The following is a 16,223-nucleotide window of genomic DNA, read 5'->3' as shown; positions in this document are numbered from 1 at the left end:
CCCAGCCGGGCGATCCGGCCAACAGTTATCCACAGCGGGCAGTTGTGCGCTCGGGGCTCACGAAAGCTCGAAATGACACCCGAAAATCGAGACTCTGTGAGCTCCGAGCGCGAAAAGGCGCGAAGACGCGGTGGGGGTCAGGCGTCGAGGACGCCCTCTGGGTAGATGATCCGCGAGGGGTGGCGTGCCGTCCGGCGGGCGTAGGGGTAGTAGAGGGCCGCCGTCACGAGGAGGCCCACGATCCAGGAGATGTCGGCGCCGCCGAGGGCCTTGGTGGCGGGGCCGGTGTACATCGCCTGGGCGAGGAAGGGCACCTGCACCGCGATCCCGAGCGCATAGATGAGCAGCGCCCCGCCGTTGACGCTGCCGTAGCGACCGCGGGCGTCATACAGCGCAGGCACGTCCACCCGCTCGCGCGCGACGAGGTAGTAGTCGACCAGGTTGATGGCGCTCCACGGCGTGAACACCATGAGCAGCACGAGCACGAAGTTCTTGAAGTTGTTGAGGAAGTCGGCGCTGGCGAGCAGGGCCACGAGCACCGACGCGGCGATGAACGCCGTGATGTAGAGCGCTCGCGCGAGCGTCGAGACGCGGGCGGTCCGCTGGAAGGCCGACATGGTGGTGAGCATGGTCATCGAGCCGCCGTACGCGTTGAGGCAGTTGACGGTCAGCTTGCCGACGACGATGACGAGGTAGAACACGATCGCGAGCATGCCGCCGCCGGCCAGCTCGCCGATGAAGCCGACCTGGTTGGCGAGGAAGCCCTTGCCGGTCACGGCGGGCACGGCGGCGATGAGCGCGCCGAGGGTCATCGACCACTGCGATCCGAGCACGCTGCCGGCCAGGGTCGCCCAGAAGGTCTTGGTCTCGGACGTGCCCAGCGGCAGGTAGCGCGAGTAGTCCGCGACATACGGCCCGTAGGTCAGCTGCCAGCCGGCGCCGAGGGAGACGGCCAGGAGGAAGGTGACGATGTCAAAAGGCTTGTGCCCCAGCAGGGCCGGGATGTCGTATGCCGTGAACAGCCGCACGAGCAGGTAGGTCCACGCGATGATGCCGACCACGGTGCCGACGCGCCCCATGGCGTGGATCCAGCGGTAGCCGACGATGGCGACCACCGCCGACAGGATGCCGAACACGACGATGCCGATGTTGGGGCTGTCAAGGCCCATGGTGCGTGAGATCGCCTGTCCTGCAAGGACGGTCCCGGTGGACGCGAAGCCGAGGTACATCAGGACGACGAGGACGAGCGGCACCACCGCGCCGATGACGCCGAACTGCGCCCGGCTCGAGATCATCTGCGGCAGACCGAGTCTCGGCCCCTGGGCGGAGTGCAGGGCCATGACGATCCCGCCGAGCAGGTTGCCGACGAGCGTGCCGACGATCGCCCATAGGGCGTCCGCGCCGAAGATCACGGCGAGCGCGCCGTCCACGATCGCCGTGATCTGCATGTTTGCGCCGAACCAGAGGGTGAGCTGGTTGAGCGGGGTGCCGTGTCGCTCGCTGACGGGGACGACGTCGATGCTGCGGCGTTCGATGCGGGTTGTCTGAGCCATGGGCGTCAGCATGGCCCCCACCAGCCCGTTCGCGCCACGGGCAGACGCAGGTGACGCCCAGGTTGTAACTCAGTCTTCACGCATGGGGATGCGGACGCCCTTGTCCTCGGCCACCTGTTCGGCGATGTCGTAGCCCGCGTCGACGTGCCGGATGACGCCCATGCCGGGGTCGTTGGTGAGGACGCGCGCGAGCTTCTGGGCGGCGAGGGGCGTGCCGTCGGCGACCGACACCTGCCCCGCGTGGAGCGAGCGTCCGATGCCCACGCCGCCGCCGTGGTGGATCGACACCCACGAGGCGCCGGAGGCGGTGTTGACCAGGGCGTTGAGCAGCGGCCAGTCCGCGATCGCGTCGGAGCCGTCGGCCATGGACTCGGTCTCCCGATAGGGCGAGGCGACCGATCCGCAGTCCAGGTGGTCGCGCCCGATCACGATGGGGGCCGACAGCTCGCCGCTCGCCACCATCTCGTTGAACCTCAGCCCGGCCTGGTCGCGTTCGCCGTAGCCCAGCCAGCAGATGCGCGACGGCAGCCCCTGGAAGGCGACCTTGTCGCGAGCACCGTTGATCCACGTGTGAAGTCGCTCGTTGTCGGGGAACAGGTCGAGCACGGCCCGGTCGGTGCGGTAGATGTCCTCGGGGTCGCCCGAGAGCGCCACCCAGCGGAACGGGCCCTTGCCCTCGCAGAACAGCGGCCGGATGTAGGCGGGCACGAATCCCGGGAACTCGAAGGCGCGCTCGTAACCGCCCTGGCGCGCCTCGTCGCGGATCGAGTTGCCGTAGTCGAAGACCTCGGCGCCCTTGTCCTGGAACTCCACCATCGCCCGCACGTGGGTCGCCATGGATTCCCTTGCGCGGTCGGTGAACTCGTCGGGCTTCTTCTCGGCGTACTCCGCCCACTCGTCGACCTCGACGCCAACCGGCAGGTAGGACAACGGATCGTGCGCGGAGGTCTGGTCGGTGACGATGTCGATGGGGACGTCGCGACGCAGCAGCTCGGGGAACACCTCGGCCGCGTTGCCCACGAGACCGACCGAGAGCGCGCGCTTCTCGTCCTTGGCCCGCAGGGCGGACTCGACTGCGGCGTCGATGGACTCGTGCACCTCGTCGAGGTAGCGGTGCTCGACGCGACGGTCCAGCCGCGCCTTGTCGACGTCGACGACCAGGCAGGCGCCACCGTTGAGCGTGACGGCCAGCGGCTGCGCCCCACCCATGCCGCCGCACCCGCCGGTGAGGGTCAGCGTGCCGGACAGCGTTCCGCCGAAACGCTTCTCGGCCACCGCGGCGAAGGTCTCGTAGGTGCCCTGCAGGATCCCCTGCGTGCCGATGTAGATCCACGACCCGGCCGTCATCTGGCCGTACATCGTCAGCCCGAGGTGCTCGAGCCGCCGGAACTCCGGCCAGTTCGCCCAGTCACCAACGAGGTTCGAGTTGGCGATGAGCACGCGCGGCGCCCACTCGTGGGTCTGCATGACGCCGACCGGGCGCCCCGACTGCACGAGCATCGTCTCGTCCTCGCGCAGGCTCTGCATGGTCCGCACCATCGCGTCGAAGCTGCGCCAGTCGCGCGCCGCCCGCCCCGTCCCGCCGTAGACGACCAGGTCGTCCGGCCGCTCGGCGACCTCCGGGTCGAGGTTGTTCATCAGCATCCGCATCGGCGCCTCGGTCTGCCAGCTGCGGGCCGTGAGGGTGGTGCCGCGCGCGGCGCGGACGGGACGGGAGCCTTCCATGGCTGCCTCCTCGGGCGATCGGGTCGTATGACGAAACCGGGGTCACCACCCGGCGTCGTCACCGGAGCGGGGTCCCCCCATCGAACCGCGCCGACGTCACGGCGGCCACCCCCGGCATACCGGCATCTGTCCCGTATCCGAGACCAAGCCCACCCCGCACTCACCTCCACCCGACGGTAAAGTCGGTGGCCCCAGGGTAGAAACCGCCAGGTGGGAGACCATGATGAGCCTGAACATCAAGAACGAGCGGGTGTGCGCGCTCGCGCGCCGGGCCGCCGACACGCTCGGCACCACCCAGACCAGCGCGCTGGAGCAGGCGCTCGAGCGCCACGACGAGCAACGCCGACGGGCCGGCGAGCAGGTCGCGCAGGAGCGCTACGCCCGGTCCATGCAGGTGCTGGAGCGGATCGACACCATGCTGACCGACGCGGATCGGAAGGCCATGCAGCGGGACCTGGACGAGATGTATGACGAGGGCGGCCTCCCTCGATGATCGTCGACGCCGAACCGCTGCTGTTCACGGGCGACGACTTCTGCCACACGGACGTCGATCCCGCGCGGTAGGTCGCTGGGGTCCTCACGCCTTCGTCGTCAGTCCGTACATGATGGGACCGACTCCTCGACGCTCCGGGCCTCGCTCGTCCCTCGCTCGGGTCCTCACGCCTTCGTCGTCAGTCCTCGACCCAGCCGTAGCCGCGGGCCATCGTCCCCAGCCGCCCCCGCAGGTGCAGGATCTGCGAGCCCGTGAGCGTCGGCTCGGCGCGCAGCAGCATCTCGGTGATCGCGTCCTCGAACTCGCGCGGCGACAGCACGTCGACCTCGCCGTCGGGGCGCTCCACGGGGCGACCGGCGGGACGCCGCACGTCCAGGTCGTCGCCGAGAGCTCGCACCTGCGCGGCCTTGGGGCCCTTGGCGCCCTCCTCGGGCACGTACTCGACGATCACGCCGGGGCGCACCTGCGCGCGATCACCCACGATGTCGTTGACGTGCAGGAACACGTCGGGTCCGTCGTCGTCGGGAGCGATGAAGCCATATCCCTTGACCGCGTCGAACGACAGCACCTCACCCTGGATCACATCCGCCATGTGACGCACCTTACCCACGTGAGCCCCGCTGAACCGTCAGGATCCGTCACACCGCGCCGAACGGTCGAGCAGCTGCTGGGCCAGGTCGGTCCGGCGGTACAGCACGGCGCGCCCCGATCGGGCGGACGCGACGAGGTCAGCCCGCCTCAGCATGGCCAGGTGCTCGCTCACCGTGCCCGGGCTCAGCTCGAGCAGGCACGCCAGCTCCGTGGTCGAGGCGGGCACGCCCGTCGCCCGCAGCAGCTGCGCGCGCGTGCGGCCGAGCACGTCGTCGAGCGCGTGCTCGTGGTCGAGCTCCTCGGCGGCCCAGAGGTTTCCGACCCCGAGGGCGTGATAGATGATCGTGGGCACGAGCGGCTCCTGCAGACCGATCAGGCCTCTCGGGCCCGCGAACACGCTGGGGTGCAGCAGGAGTCCTCGCCCACCCTCGAAATGCTCTGCCGGATAAGAGGATCCGGCGACCTCCAGGCGGTCGGGCAGCAGGTGCACGCGCGGGCTCAGCTCGCCGAGCAGCGGCTCGAGCCCTCGCGCCGCGAGCCGGGTCGACCGCTGGACGATGTCCGCGTCGAGCAGCCGACGGATCGCACCCCACCGGTCGGCGAGGACCAGCTCCCAGTAGCCCCGCATCGCGGCGACGACGCGTTCGAGGCCGACCTCCGGCTCGGCGCCCAGCCTCGCGAGGACCGCTCCGACGGTGGCGTCATGCGGCTGCTTCCGCAGCAGGTCCACGTCGCGCAGCAGCACCCGGGGGCCCAATGCGCGCACGCCGGCGAGCTCGGCCTCGAGGTCCGCCGGGGTCGACAGGAAGGACGGTGTCAGCACGTCCGCGAGGAAGCCCTCCGGCGGCACCAGCGCGACCAGCAGCCCCAAGTCGATGGCGGGCTCCGCGGCCAGCCGCTCGCGGGCCGACCGCACCCAGGACCGGTGCAGCCCCGTCACGTCGTGCTGCAGCACCCGCAGCGACATCGCGAGCTCCTGGGTGCGGGTCGTCACGAACCTCACCCGCGCGACGTCGGAGCTGCTCAGCAGCAGATCGGCCATGCCCTAAGCCTAGGTCGGACCCGCTGGCCCCCCGCAGGATTCGGCCCTGCCCGCACCGTGGCCGGGACATCCCGCGCCGAGGCAGCCTGGCGGCATACGGGCTGGTGCAGGACCCGCCCCGTCTCGACGAGAGGAGCACCCCATGACCATCATCGACCGCTGCCACGACTCGGCCACCGACATCACCACGACGCCGACCACGTATGACGCGCCGGCCGCCCGTCACGAGCGCCGAAGCGAGGCCGGCGAGCGCGCCGTCGGCCGTCCGCAGGGCCTGGCCGCCTGGGCCGAGGACGTCCGCCGGCGGCCCGACATCCACTGGGCGGCGTTCCGCTGAACCTCTGCCTCCGCGCCAGCTAGGTTGGGGGCGTGGAGCTCCGGATCGCCCAGCTGGCCAACTTCGTGAGGCCCACGTCCGGCGGGATGAAGGTGGCGATCGACCAGCGCGCGCGGCTACGTGGACGCCGGGGCGCAGCGGCTGCTGATCATCCCCGGCTCCACCGACGACCGCATCCCCACCGAGCTCGGTGACGTCGTGACGGTGGCGTCGCGCGAGGTCGGCGGCGGCTATCAGATGATCCTCGACCCGCGGCCGGTGCTGCGCGCCCTGGAGGCCTTCGCGCCGACCTCGATCGAGATCTCGGACAAGTCGACGCTGCTGCCGGTCACGCTCGTGGCGCGTCGCCGCCAGGTGCCGACCGTGCTGTTCTCCCACGAGCGCCTGGACACGATGCTCAGCATGCGAATCGGCCTGCAGCGCGGCCTGCGTCACCCGATCCGGCTGTTCAACGGCGCGCTGTCGCGGGCCTTCGACCACGTGGTGACGACGTCGGACTTCGCGGCGGGCGAGTTCTCCGGGCTCGCGTCCCTGGCCCCGCACCGCCTCCACCAGGTGCCGCTGGGCGTCGACCTCGAGACGTTCCGGCCGCTCGAGCCGGCTCCCGAGCCCGCCCCGGACAGGACGATCCGCCTCGTCCACTCCGGTCGCCTCTCCCGCGAGAAGGATCCCCACCTCGCCGTCCGCACCGCCGTCGCCCTCCACCACCGCGGCCTGCCGGTGCGGCTCGACGTGTATGGCGAGGGGCCCCACCGTCACGAGCTCGAACGTCTCGCGGCCGGATCCCCCGTCACCTTCCACGGTCACGTGGCGGGGCGCGAGGCGCTGGCCCGCCGTCTCGGGGAGGCGGACGTGGCGCTCAGCGTGTGCGCGGGCGAGCCCTTCGGGCTCGCGGTGCTGGAGGCGCTGGCCTGCGGCACGCCGGTCGTCACCGCGGACCGGGGCGGCGCGCGCGAGCTCGTGGACGACCGCTCGGGGGCGTGGGGGCACCCGCATCCCGAGTCCCTGGCCGACGCCGTGCTGCGGGTCGTGGCCCGTCCGGCGGCCGAGCGGCGACGTGACGCGCGGGCTCGGGCCGAGCGCTATCCGTGGAGCCGGACCGTCGAGCGGACGCTCAGCCTGCACCGCACCCTCGCCGCCGCCCCCACCACCCGTTGAGAGGCGACAGATGGGGGTTGTGAAGGCCTCATAACCCCCATCTGTCGCCTCTCAACGACGGGCGCCGGCGAGGACCGGGGCGGGGTCGGACCCGGTGGGGTGGTCGGACTCGGGGGCGCGGACAGGCTCGGACGACGCGGGGACCCTGCGTGTCCCCAGGAGCAGCGGCACCGCCACGGCCAGCACCATCGCCGCCGTGAGCACGATCGCCACGGGACGCCCCTCGAGCGAGGAGTCGAGCGGCGCGCTGATCCCACCGACCACGCTGACGGCCAGCAGCACCCGCAGCCGCCGCGCCCCGAGCGGCAGGGCTGCGACGAACGGCACCACCCACAGGGCGTACCAGGCGTGCGCCACGGGCCCGAGCAGCAGCACGGCCAGCATCGTGACGGCGACCGACCTCAGGGCGGCGGGGCGGTCGCCGGTGCGGGCCCGCAACGCGCAGACCACGCCGACGAGCACGGCCAGCGCCATACCGAGGGTGCGTGCCGTGGTGAGGGCCGGGGCCCAGAGCTCGGGGTGGCCGGCGTGGTCGACGACCCAGCCGACCGCGCGGCCGCCCGTCGTCGACAGCGAGAACGGCGTGAGCACCTCGCCGGGCACGGCGAGCGCGCCGACCCAGCCCACGCCGAGGCGATAGGGCAGCCCGCAGGCCAGCAGCGTGACGACGCCCAGCCCTCCGACCGCGGCAGCCCGGCCGACCCGCTGGCGCGCCGTCGCCCCCACGCCCAGGCTCACCAGCACGACGCCGACGCAGATCAGGCCGCCGGGCACCTTGACGCCGGCGGCGAGCCCGCCGAGCACCGCGGCCCACCCCCAGCTGCCGCGTCCCGCCACCACGAGGGCCGCCGCGCCGAGACCGGCCAGCAGCAGGTCGTTGTGCAGCCCGCCGACGCCGTGCGCGACCACCAGCGGGCTGGCTGTCACGAGCGCCGTCACCGTGGCCGCGTCGCGACGGCACCAGCGGGCGAGCTGGGGCAGGGCCCACAGCAGCAGGGCCAGCCCGAGCAGGGCGGCGCAGCGTTCGAGGACGATGGCCACCCAGGGGTCCCGCGTCAGCGTCGTGGCCATCGCGCCCCACACGAGCGGCACGGGGCCGTAGGGCGTGAGCGTGTCCATCCACCGCGGGTCCACGCGCTCGCTCCAGGGCCCGGCGAGGGTCACCGGGGCATAGCCGTATGGCGACAGCAGCCGCCTCGTCAGCTCGCCCTGAGCGACATAGCTGAACCCGTCCCGGCTGAACAGCGGCGGTGCCGCCAGCAGCGGGAGCGTCCAGGACCAGGTGGCGCTGCGCACGAGGTCCAGGGCGCCGGTGCCGCGGTGGCCACGAGCGCAGGTGTGCAGCAGCGAGATCCACGCCCACGACAGGAGCGCCAGCCCGAGGACGGCCATCGAGAGCCCGAGGCCGTGACCCGGCATCGTCTCGCCCCACCCGGCCAGAGGCGCGGCGAGCGTCGCGCCGACCGACGCCGGGAGCGGCGTGATGACGAAGCCTCCGACGAGGACCAGGAGCGCGCCGACGACGCCTCGGGTGATCACCCTTGCGACGCTAGGCAGGGCGCCCGGTCCCGGGCTGAACTCCGTATGACGTCCCGGCGAACCCCTGACGGCGACTCCCCACCCGCCCACCGGTCAGATCCCGACACCCCAACCCGTCCGAAACTGACCAATCGGCGAACCCGACCCCGCCCACTGGTCAGATCCCGACACCCCCACCCGTCCGAAACTGACCAATCGGCGAAAGGTGTCAGCGCAGCGGGCCGGTGACCTCCTCGACCACGCGCACCACCGTGCCGTCGGCCACCAGCGTGCGGGCGGTCTCGATGTCGGGAGCGAGGAAGCGGTCGATCCCCGGCCCCTGCCACCCGGCCTCGCGCAGGGCTCGGACCACCGCACCGGTCGCCGGCGACGGCTCGAGCGGCGCGCGCAGCTCGATGCCCCGTGCGGCGGTCAGCACCTCGATCGCGAGCACCCGGGTGAGGGCGTCGACCGAGCGGCGCAGCTTGCGGGCCGCGGACCACCCCATCGACACGTGGTCCTCCTGCATGGCGCTGGACGGGATGGAGTCGACCGAGGCGGGCGCGGCCAGGCGCTTCATCTCCGAGACGATCGCGGCCTGGGTGTACTGCGCGATCATGTGGCCGCTGTCGACGCCGGGGTCGTCGGCGAGGAAGGGGTTGAGCCCGTGCGAGCGCGCCTTGTCGAGGAACCGGTCGGTGCGCCGCTCGCTCATCGAGGCCACGTCGGCGGCCACGATCGCGAGGAAGTCGAGCACGTAGGCCACCGGTGCCCCGTGGAAGTTGCCGTTGGACTCGACCCGACCGTCCAGGGTGACGACGGGGTTGTCGACGGCCGCCGCCAGCTCGCGGGTCGCCACGAGCGTCGCGTGGTCGACGGTGTCCCGCGCCCCGCCCGCGACCTGCGGCGCGCACCGCAGCGAGTAGGCGTCCTGCACGCGCGTGCACGCCTCGGTGCGGTGGCTCTCTCGGATCGGGCTGTCCGCCAGGACGGTTCGCAGGTTGTAGGCCGAGTCCCCCTGTCCCGGGTGCGGCCTCAGCTCGTGCAGGTCGGCGGCAAAGACGTTGTCCGTGCCGAGCAGGCCCTCGACGCTCATGGCGGCGCTGATGTCGGCGACCTTGAGCAGGGCGCGCAGGTCGGTGATGGCGAGGACGAGCATGCCGAGCATGCCGTCCGTCCCGTTGATGAGGGCCAGACCTTCCTTCTCCTCCAACGAGATCGGGGTGAGCCCGGCATCGCGCAACGCGTCACCCGCGTCGGCGGTCTCGCCCGACGGCAGCCGCACCGGGCCCTCCCCCATCAGCGCGAGCGCGCAGTGCGCCAGGGGCGCGAGATCGCCGGAGCACCCGAGGGATCCGTACTCGTGGACCACCGGCGTGATGCCCGCGTCGAGCAGGTCGACATAGGCCTGGGCGGTCGAGACCTTCACGCCCGTGCGGCCGGTCGCGAGCGTGGACAGGCGCAGGAGCATCAGCGCGCGCACGACCTCGCGCTCGACCTCCGGACCCGATCCCGCCGCGTGCGAGCGCACGAGGGAACGCTGCAGCTGGGCGCGCAGCTCGGTGGGGATGTGTCGCGTCGCGAGCGCCCCGAAGCCGGTCGACACCCCGTAGTGCGGGACGGTGTCGCTCGCCAGCCCCTCGATGACCGTGCGGCTGCGGGCGATCTCGTCGATCGAGTCCTGGGTCAGGACGACCGGTGCGTCGTGCCGCGCCACGGCGACGACGTCGTCGAAGGACAGCGGCCCGCGGCCGACCTGGACGGGTGTGCGCTCAGCAGTCATGCCGCTCATTGTGCGAGCCCCGGCGCGCGGCGCAGCACCCCCTTGACCCCGCCTTCTGTCCCGGATCCGAGACATGGCGTCGAGCCGGCCTGAGGTCACGCTCGTCGCGACGGGAGGTTCGGCATACGGTCGGAGCAGACAGACCCCGCCGTATGACGAAAGGTCCCCCGCCATGACGACCACCGCCCCCGCCCCGGTCACCCGCTACTACGAGCTCGTGGACGCCAACGACGTCGACGGGCTCGTCGCCCTGTTCACGCCGGACGCGACGTACGAGCGGCCGGGCTACGAGCCGATGCGCGGGCACTCGGGGCTGACCGCGTTCTACTCCGGGGAGCGGATCATCGCGTCCGGCGCGCACACGCTGACGCACACGGTCGTCGACGGCGACGAGGTGGCGGTGCAGGGCCGTTTCGCCGGCACGGCTCGCGACGGGCGCGTGCTGGACCTGCGGTTCGCCGACTTCTTCCGGCTCGACGGCGAGCGAATCGCCTACCGCACCACGTACTTCTACGCCCCGCTCGCCTGACAGCGGTCGGACGGCATACGAGACGTCCCTGCGGACAAGGAGATCCGATGCGTGTCGTCACCACCCGCGACGAGCTGTCTTGCGCCAGAGCCGAGCTCGGGACCGTCGGGCTCGTCCCCACCATGGGCTACCTGCACGACGGCCACCTGTCCCTGGTGCGGGCAGCGCGCTCCGCCAACGACGCCGTGGTCGTGTCGATCTTCGTCAATCCCACGCAGTTCGGGCCCGGGGAGGACCTCGCGAGCTATCCGCGCGACCTTGACCGTGACCTCGCCATGCTCGAGGCCGAGGGGGTCGACCTGGTCTGGACGCCCCGCGTCGAGGACGTCTATCCCCCAGGCTGGTCCACGCACGTGAGCGTCGGCGGCGTCACCGAGGTCCTCGAAGGTGCCCGCCGCCCAGGGCATTTCGACGGGGTGGCCACCGTGTGCACGATCCTGTTCGGCGCGGTGCGGCCCACGCGGGCCTACGTCGGCCAGAAGGACGCCCAGCAGACCGTCGTCATCCGACGTCTCGTCGAGGACCTGGCGCTCGGGCTGGAGGTCTGCGTCGAGCCCATCCGCCGCGAGCCCGACGGCCTGGCGATGAGCTCGCGCAACACCTATCTCTCGCCCGAGGAGCGCGCCGCCGCCCCCGTCCTGCACCGCGCCCTCGTCGCGGTCGAGGAGTCGTATGCCGCCGGCCGCCGCCAGGCCTCGGAGCTGCTCGGCGCCGCCCACGCGGTCCTGGCCACCGAGCCCGCGGTGCCGGTGGAGTACGTCAGCGTCGCCGACCCCGACACGCTGACCGAGCTCGACCTGGTCGACCCCGCGCGCGGCGCACTGGTGTCGCTGGCCGCCCGCCTCGGCCGCACCCGCCTCATCGACAACCTCGTCCTGGCCCCCGTCGCCCCGGCACCCCGACCAGCCGGGCTTGACGTCTCGTCCCACCGCTGACCCGGCCGCGTGACGATAGCCTCGAGGAATGCCTCTGGCCCGTGAACCACAGCGAGAGGTGCGCGTCTTCCACGAGTACGGCGCCCCGTGGCCGCTGTGGGAGAGCGGGACCGACGAGTACCAGATGCAACCCTCCGACTACGAGCTGTCGCCCGAGCTGACCGACGAGCTGCGCCGATGGGGCGACGTGTTCCAGACGCACTTCCACTATCTGGACGGGTGGGACTCAGCGAGCACCAGGCAGCAGTACTCCGACGGCATGCAGGGCGCCGTGACGCGACTGCGGCGAGAGCTGCCGCCCGAGCTCGCCATCCAGGACGAGCACACCTGGTGCCTGGATGATCCCGATCACTGACGCGGGCCGCCCTGGTTGCGTGGGCGGGGCGGGGGTCCCCCATCGCAGATCTTCGGCACAGAAGCAGATCTTCGGGATGGAACCCGAAGATCTGCGACCGACGTGAGCCGCCGAGCCCCAGGGCTGACGCGACCCGACTGAGGCTGTGGACAGTCCGCGCCACCCCACCGGTGACACCCGTCAGGATGGGGCCATGACCCGCAGCGCCTCCCCCGCCGTGAGCCAGGCGGTCGCGATCCTGCGCCACCTCTCGCGTCACCCCGAGCCCGTGCCCGCCGCCGCCGTGGCGCGCGACCTCGGGCTGCCGCGCTCGACGGCATACAAGCTGTTATCCCTCCTGGCCGACGAGGGTCTGGTGACGCACCTCCCCGAGGAGCGTCGCTACGGGCTCGGGGTCGGGGTGTTCGAGCTGGGCAGCGCCTACTCCCGGCAGGCCGGGCTCGCGCGGCTGTCCCGACCTGTCCTCACCCGTCTCGTCGACGAGACCACGCACAGCGCCCACCTGGCGGTGCTGCACGGTCGCGACGTGCTCTACGTCCTCGAGGAGCGGGCGCCCGGGCGCCCCCTGCTGGTCACCGACGTCGGCGTGCGGCTGCCGTCGCAGCTCACCGCCAGCGGTCTGGCGATGCTGGCCGCGCTGCCCTCCCCGCAGGTGCGCGCGCTGTTCCCCGACCGGTCCGCGTTCGTGACCCGGTTGGGCACCGGGCCGCAGTCGCTCACGGCCCTGCGCTCCGAGCTGTCCTCCGTCCGGGCGCGCGGCTTCGCGCTCGAGGACGGCACCGTCACCGAGGGTCTCGCAGGCGTCGCGGCGGCGGTGGTGGACCACGGCGGGCACCCGGTAGCATCCGTCGCGATCACCTATCCCCGACAGGTGGAGGCGTCCGTCCAGCCCCTCGCGGGCGCCGCACGACGAGCTGCGCAGGAGCTCACCCGCCGCCTCGGCGGACATCACAAGGAGCATCCATGACCGGCCCCGACACGACCAGCGCCGTGACCGCCGTCATCCTCTGCGGCGGCACCAACGTCCGCATGGGCGGCAGGGACAAGACGTCCGAGCAGCTCGGCGAGACGACCGTCCTCGGCCGGATCCTGCGCGACCTGCCCGACGACTGGGCGATCATCTGCGTCGGCACCGAGCGCCCCACCTCGCGCCCCGTCACCTGGACCCGCGAGGACCCGCCGCTCGGTGGCCCCGCCGCCGGCATCGCCACCGGCGCGGCCCTGTCCAGCACCCCCGTCACGGTCGTCCTCGCCGGCGACCAGCCCTTTGCCGGCGACGCCGCGCCCCACGTCGTGGAGGCGCTCGCCGACTCCCCGTCCGGTGTCCAGGCCGTGGCCCTCGTGGACGACTCCGGCTCGCTGCAGCCGCTGCTCGCGGCCTACCTCACCGGCCCGCTGCACCAGGCCTTCCCACCCGGCACCCGCGACGTCTCCGTGCACCGCACCGCCGCCAGCCTCCGCATGGAGGGCATCCCGGCCCCCTCCCCGCGCGCGCTGCTCGACGTCGACACCCCGGTGGACCTCTTCGAGGCCCGCTTCATCCACCTCGGCTGACGGCGCCGTGGGCACCGGGGAGCTCGTCGCCCTGGGGCTGTTCGTGCTGTCGTGGGTGCTGTTCGTCTTCGCCTTCACCGGGCCCGTGCGGCGCCGCCACCCCGCCTGGTCGATCGTGCTGATCCCCCTCGCCGTGCTCGTGATGACCCTGGCCGCGCTGTCGTTCACGCTCAACCACGAGTTCTGAGCGGACTTCTGCGGCGGCCGGGCTGCGTCATACGGTGGAGGCATGAAGGCCATCACCCTGCCGTCGTTCGGCGGCCCCGAGGTCCTGACCGTCTCCGAGATCCCCACCCCGGGGATCAACGCCGACGAGGTGCTGGTGCGCGTCGTCGCCGCCGGCGTCAACCGCGCCGACCTGCTGCAGCGCCAGGGCAACTATGCGCCGCCGCCCGGCGAGTCCGAGATCCCCGGGCTCGAGGTCAGCGGCATCGTCGTGCAGGTCGGCAGCCGGGTCGAGGGGTGGAGCGAGGGCGACGAGGTCTGCGCCCTCCTCGCCGGAGGCGGGTATGCCGAGCACGTCGCCGTCCCCGCGGGCCAGCTGCTCCCCGTGCCCGCCGGCATCAGCCTCGTCGACGCAGCCGCCCTCCCCGAGGTGACCTGCACCGTCTGGTCCAACCTCGTCATGACCGCCGGGCTGCAGCGCGGCGACACCCTGCTCGTGCACGGCGGGTCCAGCGGCATCGGCACGACGGCCATCCAGATCGCGCGACGCCTCGGCGTCCGCGTCGCCGTCACCGCCGGCTCGGCCGCCAAGCTCGAGCGCTGCCGCGAGCTCGGCGCCTCGATCCTGATCGACTACAAGGAGCAGGACTTCGTCGAGGAGCTGCGAGCAGCCACCGACGGGCGCGGCGCCGACGTGATCCTCGACAACATGGGCGCGAAGTACCTCCCCCGCAACGTCGCCGCCCTGGCCACCGGCGGTCGCCTCGTCATCATCGGCATGCAGGGCGGCGTCAAGGGCGAGCTCGACATCGCGACCCTGCTGCGCAAGCGCGGCACCGTCGTCGCGACCTCCCTGCGCGCCCGGCCCCGCGCCGAGAAGGCCGCCATCGTGGCCGAGGTCCGCGAGCACGTGTGGCCGTTGGTCGAGGCCGGCGAGGTCATGCCCGTGATCCACGGTCGCTTCCCGGCCCGCGAGGTGGCGCGCGCGCACGAGGAGCTCGACAAGGGCACCCACATCGGCAAGGTCCTCCTCACGATCTGATGCGCGCGTGGGCCTGGCGAGGCCCAGCGTGCACAACCCGCGCTCGCAGCGCTGGCCCTGCCTGAGCCGGGCTGATCGGGCTGCCACGCGACGGGCGGGACGTCATACCGGCTGGTCCGCCGGCAACCCGCACAGCTCAGCTCCCTAGCCCCCTTGACACAATGCCCTCCTGCGCCTAAAGATAGCCACGTAGCTAAATAGCCACATGGAAATACTGCGAACGAGGACACCCATGGCTCCCGACGACGACCAGCTCGACCGGATCTTCAGCGCGCTGTCGGACCGGACGCGCCGGGCCATGCTCGAGCGCCTGCGCCCGGGGCCACGCTCCGCCGGCGACCTCGCCGAGGGGTTCACGCTGAGCCAGCCGACCGTCTCCAAGCACCTCAAGGTGCTCGAGGGCGCCGGGCTCATCCGCCGCGAGCGGGACGGGACGCGCATCTACAGCGTCCTGGCGATCGACCCCCTGGTGCGTGCCGCCATCTTCGTGTCGCAGTTCGAGCAGGTCGTGGACGCGCGACTCGACCGGCTCGCAGCACTCGTCGAGTCCCCGCGCGATCCACGAGGAGAGCAGAGATGAAGACCGAGTTCACCCTTCCCGACGACACCACCATCAGCTACACACGGACCTTCGCCGCACCCGCCGAGCGCGTGTGGCAGGCCTGCACCGACCCCCAGGTCGTCCGTACCTGGATGCTGGGCCCCAGCGAGGACACGACCTTCGAGGTGTGCGACATGGACATCCGCGAGGGCGGCAGCTTCCGCTGGGTCTGGCTCGATCCGGACGGGCGGCTGGAGATCTACGGCGACGTGCTCGAGGTCGACGCGCCGCGCCGGCTCGTCACCACCGAGCAGATGGGCGGCACCGACTGGCCGCCGACCCACAACGTCGTCGAGCTCACGGAGCAGGACGGCCGGACGGTGCTCACGGGCACCATCCGCTACCCGTCCAAGGAGGCCCGGGACGGCGCCTACGCCTCGGGCATGGCGGACGGCATGGACGTGAGCTTCGCCCGGCTGGACGAGGCCGCCTGACCGTCCGGCATACAGACCGCATGTCGCTCCGCCGCCTCCACGCCCAACGGCGCGAGGCGGCGGAGCTGCGGTCTGGGCGGCCACGGACCAGACCCGCCGGGGGCAGAGGCATCAGCCTGGCGAACGAAGGCCGGTCGATGCCTTTACCGGGGGCAGAGGCATCAGCCTGGCGAACGAAGGCCGGTCGATGCCTTTACCGGGGGCCGAGGCATCAGCCTGGCGAACGAAGGCCGGTCGATGCCTTTACCCGCGGTAGGTCTAGAGCTGGGGGGAGAGGAAGGCCGCGAGGGCTCCGGCATACATCGCCGGGTCCTCGGCACCCATCAGCTCGCGCGCCGAGTGCATCGACAGCATCGGCGCCCCGAAGTCGATGGTGGAGACGCCGAGCTGGGCCGAGGTCATCGGGCC

18 protein-coding genes and 1 pseudogene are annotated in these 16,223 nt (G+C 72.1%); 12 read left to right on the top strand and 7 right to left on the bottom strand.

Going from position 1 to position 16,223, the window contains the following annotated elements:
* Positions 1 to 137 precede the first annotated feature (137 nt).
* Together K313_RS0113010 and hutU are read right to left on the bottom strand one after the other, a co-directional pair.
* On the bottom strand, positions 138 to 1,553 hold the full coding sequence (locus K313_RS0113010; RefSeq protein WP_029211966.1) for a purine-cytosine permease family protein: 1,416 nt from the start codon (positions 1,551 to 1,553) through the stop codon (positions 138 to 140).
* Between the two features lie 69 nt (positions 1,554 to 1,622).
* On the bottom strand, positions 1,623 to 3,278 hold the full coding sequence (hutU, locus tag K313_RS0113005) for a urocanate hydratase (protein WP_019286604.1): 1,656 nt from the start codon (positions 3,276 to 3,278) through the stop codon (positions 1,623 to 1,625).
* Positions 3,279 to 3,498: 220 nt separating this feature from the next.
* On the opposite strand from hutU, the gene K313_RS0113000 reads away from it, so the two are divergent.
* Positions 3,499 to 3,771 carry a type II toxin-antitoxin system VapB family antitoxin gene (locus K313_RS0113000; protein WP_051274135.1) on the top strand — a complete coding sequence of 91 codons (273 nt, stop codon included), beginning with the start codon at positions 3,499 to 3,501 and terminating at the stop codon, positions 3,769 to 3,771.
* Between the two features lie 178 nt (positions 3,772 to 3,949).
* Here the strand turns inward: K313_RS0113000 and K313_RS0112995 are convergent, their stop codons facing one another.
* Together K313_RS0112995 and K313_RS0112990 are read right to left on the bottom strand one after the other, a co-directional pair.
* Positions 3,950 to 4,363: a cold-shock protein gene (locus K313_RS0112995; RefSeq protein WP_019286606.1), complete on the bottom strand. Its 414-nt coding sequence runs from the start codon at positions 4,361 to 4,363 to the stop codon at positions 3,950 to 3,952.
* 36 nt (positions 4,364 to 4,399) lie between these two features.
* Positions 4,400 to 5,404 (bottom strand): ArsR/SmtB family transcription factor, encoded by a 1,005-nt coding sequence (locus K313_RS0112990; protein WP_029211963.1) that lies wholly within the window; start codon positions 5,402 to 5,404, stop codon positions 4,400 to 4,402.
* A gap of 142 nt (positions 5,405 to 5,546) precedes the next feature.
* Here K313_RS0112990 and K313_RS0112985 point away from each other — a divergent pair, with 142 nt between their 5' ends.
* Together K313_RS0112985 and K313_RS21080 are read left to right on the top strand one after the other, a co-directional pair.
* Positions 5,547 to 5,741, top strand: a complete 195-nt coding sequence (locus K313_RS0112985) for a hypothetical protein (protein ID WP_029211962.1) — start codon at positions 5,547 to 5,549, stop codon at positions 5,739 to 5,741.
* 120 nt (positions 5,742 to 5,861) lie between these two features.
* The gene (locus tag K313_RS21080; protein WP_205621866.1) at positions 5,862 to 6,899 is read left to right on the top strand and encodes a glycosyltransferase; all 1,038 of its coding nucleotides are present in this window, start codon (positions 5,862 to 5,864) and stop codon (positions 6,897 to 6,899) included.
* Positions 6,900 to 6,950: 51 nt separating this feature from the next.
* Here K313_RS21080 and mptB read toward each other — a convergent pair whose 3' ends face one another.
* Positions 6,951 to 8,438, bottom strand: a complete 1,488-nt coding sequence (gene mptB / locus K313_RS0112975) for a polyprenol phosphomannose-dependent alpha 1,6 mannosyltransferase MptB (protein ID WP_029211961.1) — start codon at positions 8,436 to 8,438, stop codon at positions 6,951 to 6,953.
* Between the two features lie 208 nt (positions 8,439 to 8,646).
* Positions 8,647 to 10,209 carry a histidine ammonia-lyase gene (gene hutH / locus K313_RS0112970; RefSeq protein ID WP_029211960.1) on the bottom strand — a complete coding sequence of 521 codons (1,563 nt, stop codon included), beginning with the start codon at positions 10,207 to 10,209 and terminating at the stop codon, positions 8,647 to 8,649.
* A 163-nt stretch (positions 10,210 to 10,372) separates the two neighbouring features.
* Here hutH and K313_RS0112965 point away from each other — a divergent pair, with 163 nt between their 5' ends.
* From K313_RS0112965 to K313_RS0112925, 9 genes are all read left to right on the top strand, one after another.
* Positions 10,373 to 10,729: a nuclear transport factor 2 family protein gene (locus K313_RS0112965; protein WP_029211959.1), complete on the top strand. Its 357-nt coding sequence runs from the start codon at positions 10,373 to 10,375 to the stop codon at positions 10,727 to 10,729.
* Positions 10,730 to 10,776: 47 nt separating this feature from the next.
* Positions 10,777 to 11,664 carry a pantoate--beta-alanine ligase gene (gene panC / locus K313_RS0112960; protein ID WP_029211958.1) on the top strand — a complete coding sequence of 296 codons (888 nt, stop codon included), beginning with the start codon at positions 10,777 to 10,779 and terminating at the stop codon, positions 11,662 to 11,664.
* 28 nt (positions 11,665 to 11,692) lie between these two features.
* The gene (locus K313_RS0112955; RefSeq protein WP_156911388.1) at positions 11,693 to 12,019 is read left to right on the top strand and encodes a hypothetical protein; all 327 of its coding nucleotides are present in this window, start codon (positions 11,693 to 11,695) and stop codon (positions 12,017 to 12,019) included.
* Between the two features lie 193 nt (positions 12,020 to 12,212).
* Complete coding sequence (locus K313_RS0112950; RefSeq protein WP_029211956.1) at positions 12,213 to 12,986, top strand: IclR family transcriptional regulator; 774 nt, start codon at positions 12,213 to 12,215, stop codon at positions 12,984 to 12,986.
* Positions 12,983 to 13,573, top strand: a complete 591-nt coding sequence (gene mobA / locus K313_RS21075) for a molybdenum cofactor guanylyltransferase (RefSeq protein WP_029211955.1) — start codon at positions 12,983 to 12,985, stop codon at positions 13,571 to 13,573. Before K313_RS0112950 ends, mobA begins: the two co-directional genes overlap by 4 nt.
* A 7-nt stretch (positions 13,574 to 13,580) precedes the next feature.
* Positions 13,581 to 13,760, top strand: coding sequence for a hypothetical protein (locus K313_RS0112940; protein ID WP_019286618.1), 180 nt, complete (start codon positions 13,581 to 13,583; stop codon positions 13,758 to 13,760).
* A 42-nt stretch (positions 13,761 to 13,802) separates the two neighbouring features.
* Complete coding sequence (locus tag K313_RS0112935) at positions 13,803 to 14,780, top strand: NAD(P)H-quinone oxidoreductase (protein WP_029211954.1); 978 nt, start codon at positions 13,803 to 13,805, stop codon at positions 14,778 to 14,780.
* Between the two features lie 232 nt (positions 14,781 to 15,012).
* A complete protein-coding gene (locus K313_RS0112930; RefSeq protein ID WP_029211953.1) occupies positions 15,013 to 15,360 on the top strand; it encodes an ArsR/SmtB family transcription factor in 348 nt (115 codons plus the stop codon).
* A complete protein-coding gene (locus tag K313_RS0112925) occupies positions 15,357 to 15,815 on the top strand; it encodes an SRPBCC domain-containing protein (RefSeq protein ID WP_029211952.1) in 459 nt (152 codons plus the stop codon). Before K313_RS0112930 ends, K313_RS0112925 begins: the two co-directional genes overlap by 4 nt.
* A 258-nt stretch (positions 15,816 to 16,073) precedes the next feature.
* Here K313_RS0112925 and K313_RS23105 read toward each other — a convergent pair.
* Positions 16,074 to 16,223, bottom strand: a pseudogene (locus K313_RS23105) (M18 family aminopeptidase); the annotation flags it as partial.

The organism is Arsenicicoccus bolidensis DSM 15745 (assembly GCF_000426385.1).
GTDB lineage: Bacteria > Actinomycetota > Actinomycetes > Actinomycetales > Dermatophilaceae > Arsenicicoccus > Arsenicicoccus bolidensis.
The sequence above is the reverse complement of the archived record's forward strand: the minus strand, read 5'-3'. Positions and strand labels throughout refer to the sequence as shown.

Bases quoted from the DNA above. Each gene is read 5' to 3' on its own strand.
- K313_RS0113010 (WP_029211966.1), bottom strand. From the start codon at position 1,553: ATGGCTCAGACAACCCGCATCGAACGCCGCAGCATCGACGTCGTCCCC.
- hutU (WP_019286604.1), bottom strand. From the start codon at position 3,278: ATGGAAGGCTCCCGTCCCGTCCGCGCCGCGCGCGGCACCACCCTCACG.
- K313_RS0113000 (WP_051274135.1), top strand. From the start codon at position 3,499: ATGATGAGCCTGAACATCAAGAACGAGCGGGTGTGCGCGCTCGCGCGC.
- K313_RS0112995 (WP_019286606.1), bottom strand. From the start codon at position 4,363: ATGGCGGATGTGATCCAGGGTGAGGTGCTGTCGTTCGACGCGGTCAAG.
- K313_RS0112990 (WP_029211963.1), bottom strand. From the start codon at position 5,404: ATGGCCGATCTGCTGCTGAGCAGCTCCGACGTCGCGCGGGTGAGGTTC.
- K313_RS0112985 (WP_029211962.1), top strand. From the start codon at position 5,547: ATGACCATCATCGACCGCTGCCACGACTCGGCCACCGACATCACCACG.
- hutH (WP_029211960.1), bottom strand. From the start codon at position 10,209: ATGAGCGGCATGACTGCTGAGCGCACACCCGTCCAGGTCGGCCGCGGG.
- K313_RS0112965 (WP_029211959.1), top strand. From the start codon at position 10,373: ATGACGACCACCGCCCCCGCCCCGGTCACCCGCTACTACGAGCTCGTG.
- panC (WP_029211958.1), top strand. From the start codon at position 10,777: ATGCGTGTCGTCACCACCCGCGACGAGCTGTCTTGCGCCAGAGCCGAG.
- K313_RS0112955 (WP_156911388.1), top strand. From the start codon at position 11,693: ATGCCTCTGGCCCGTGAACCACAGCGAGAGGTGCGCGTCTTCCACGAG.
- K313_RS0112950 (WP_029211956.1), top strand. From the start codon at position 12,213: ATGACCCGCAGCGCCTCCCCCGCCGTGAGCCAGGCGGTCGCGATCCTG.
- mobA (WP_029211955.1), top strand. From the start codon at position 12,983: ATGACCGGCCCCGACACGACCAGCGCCGTGACCGCCGTCATCCTCTGC.
- K313_RS0112935 (WP_029211954.1), top strand. From the start codon at position 13,803: ATGAAGGCCATCACCCTGCCGTCGTTCGGCGGCCCCGAGGTCCTGACC.
- K313_RS0112930 (WP_029211953.1), top strand. From the start codon at position 15,013: ATGGCTCCCGACGACGACCAGCTCGACCGGATCTTCAGCGCGCTGTCG.
- K313_RS0112925 (WP_029211952.1), top strand. From the start codon at position 15,357: ATGAAGACCGAGTTCACCCTTCCCGACGACACCACCATCAGCTACACA.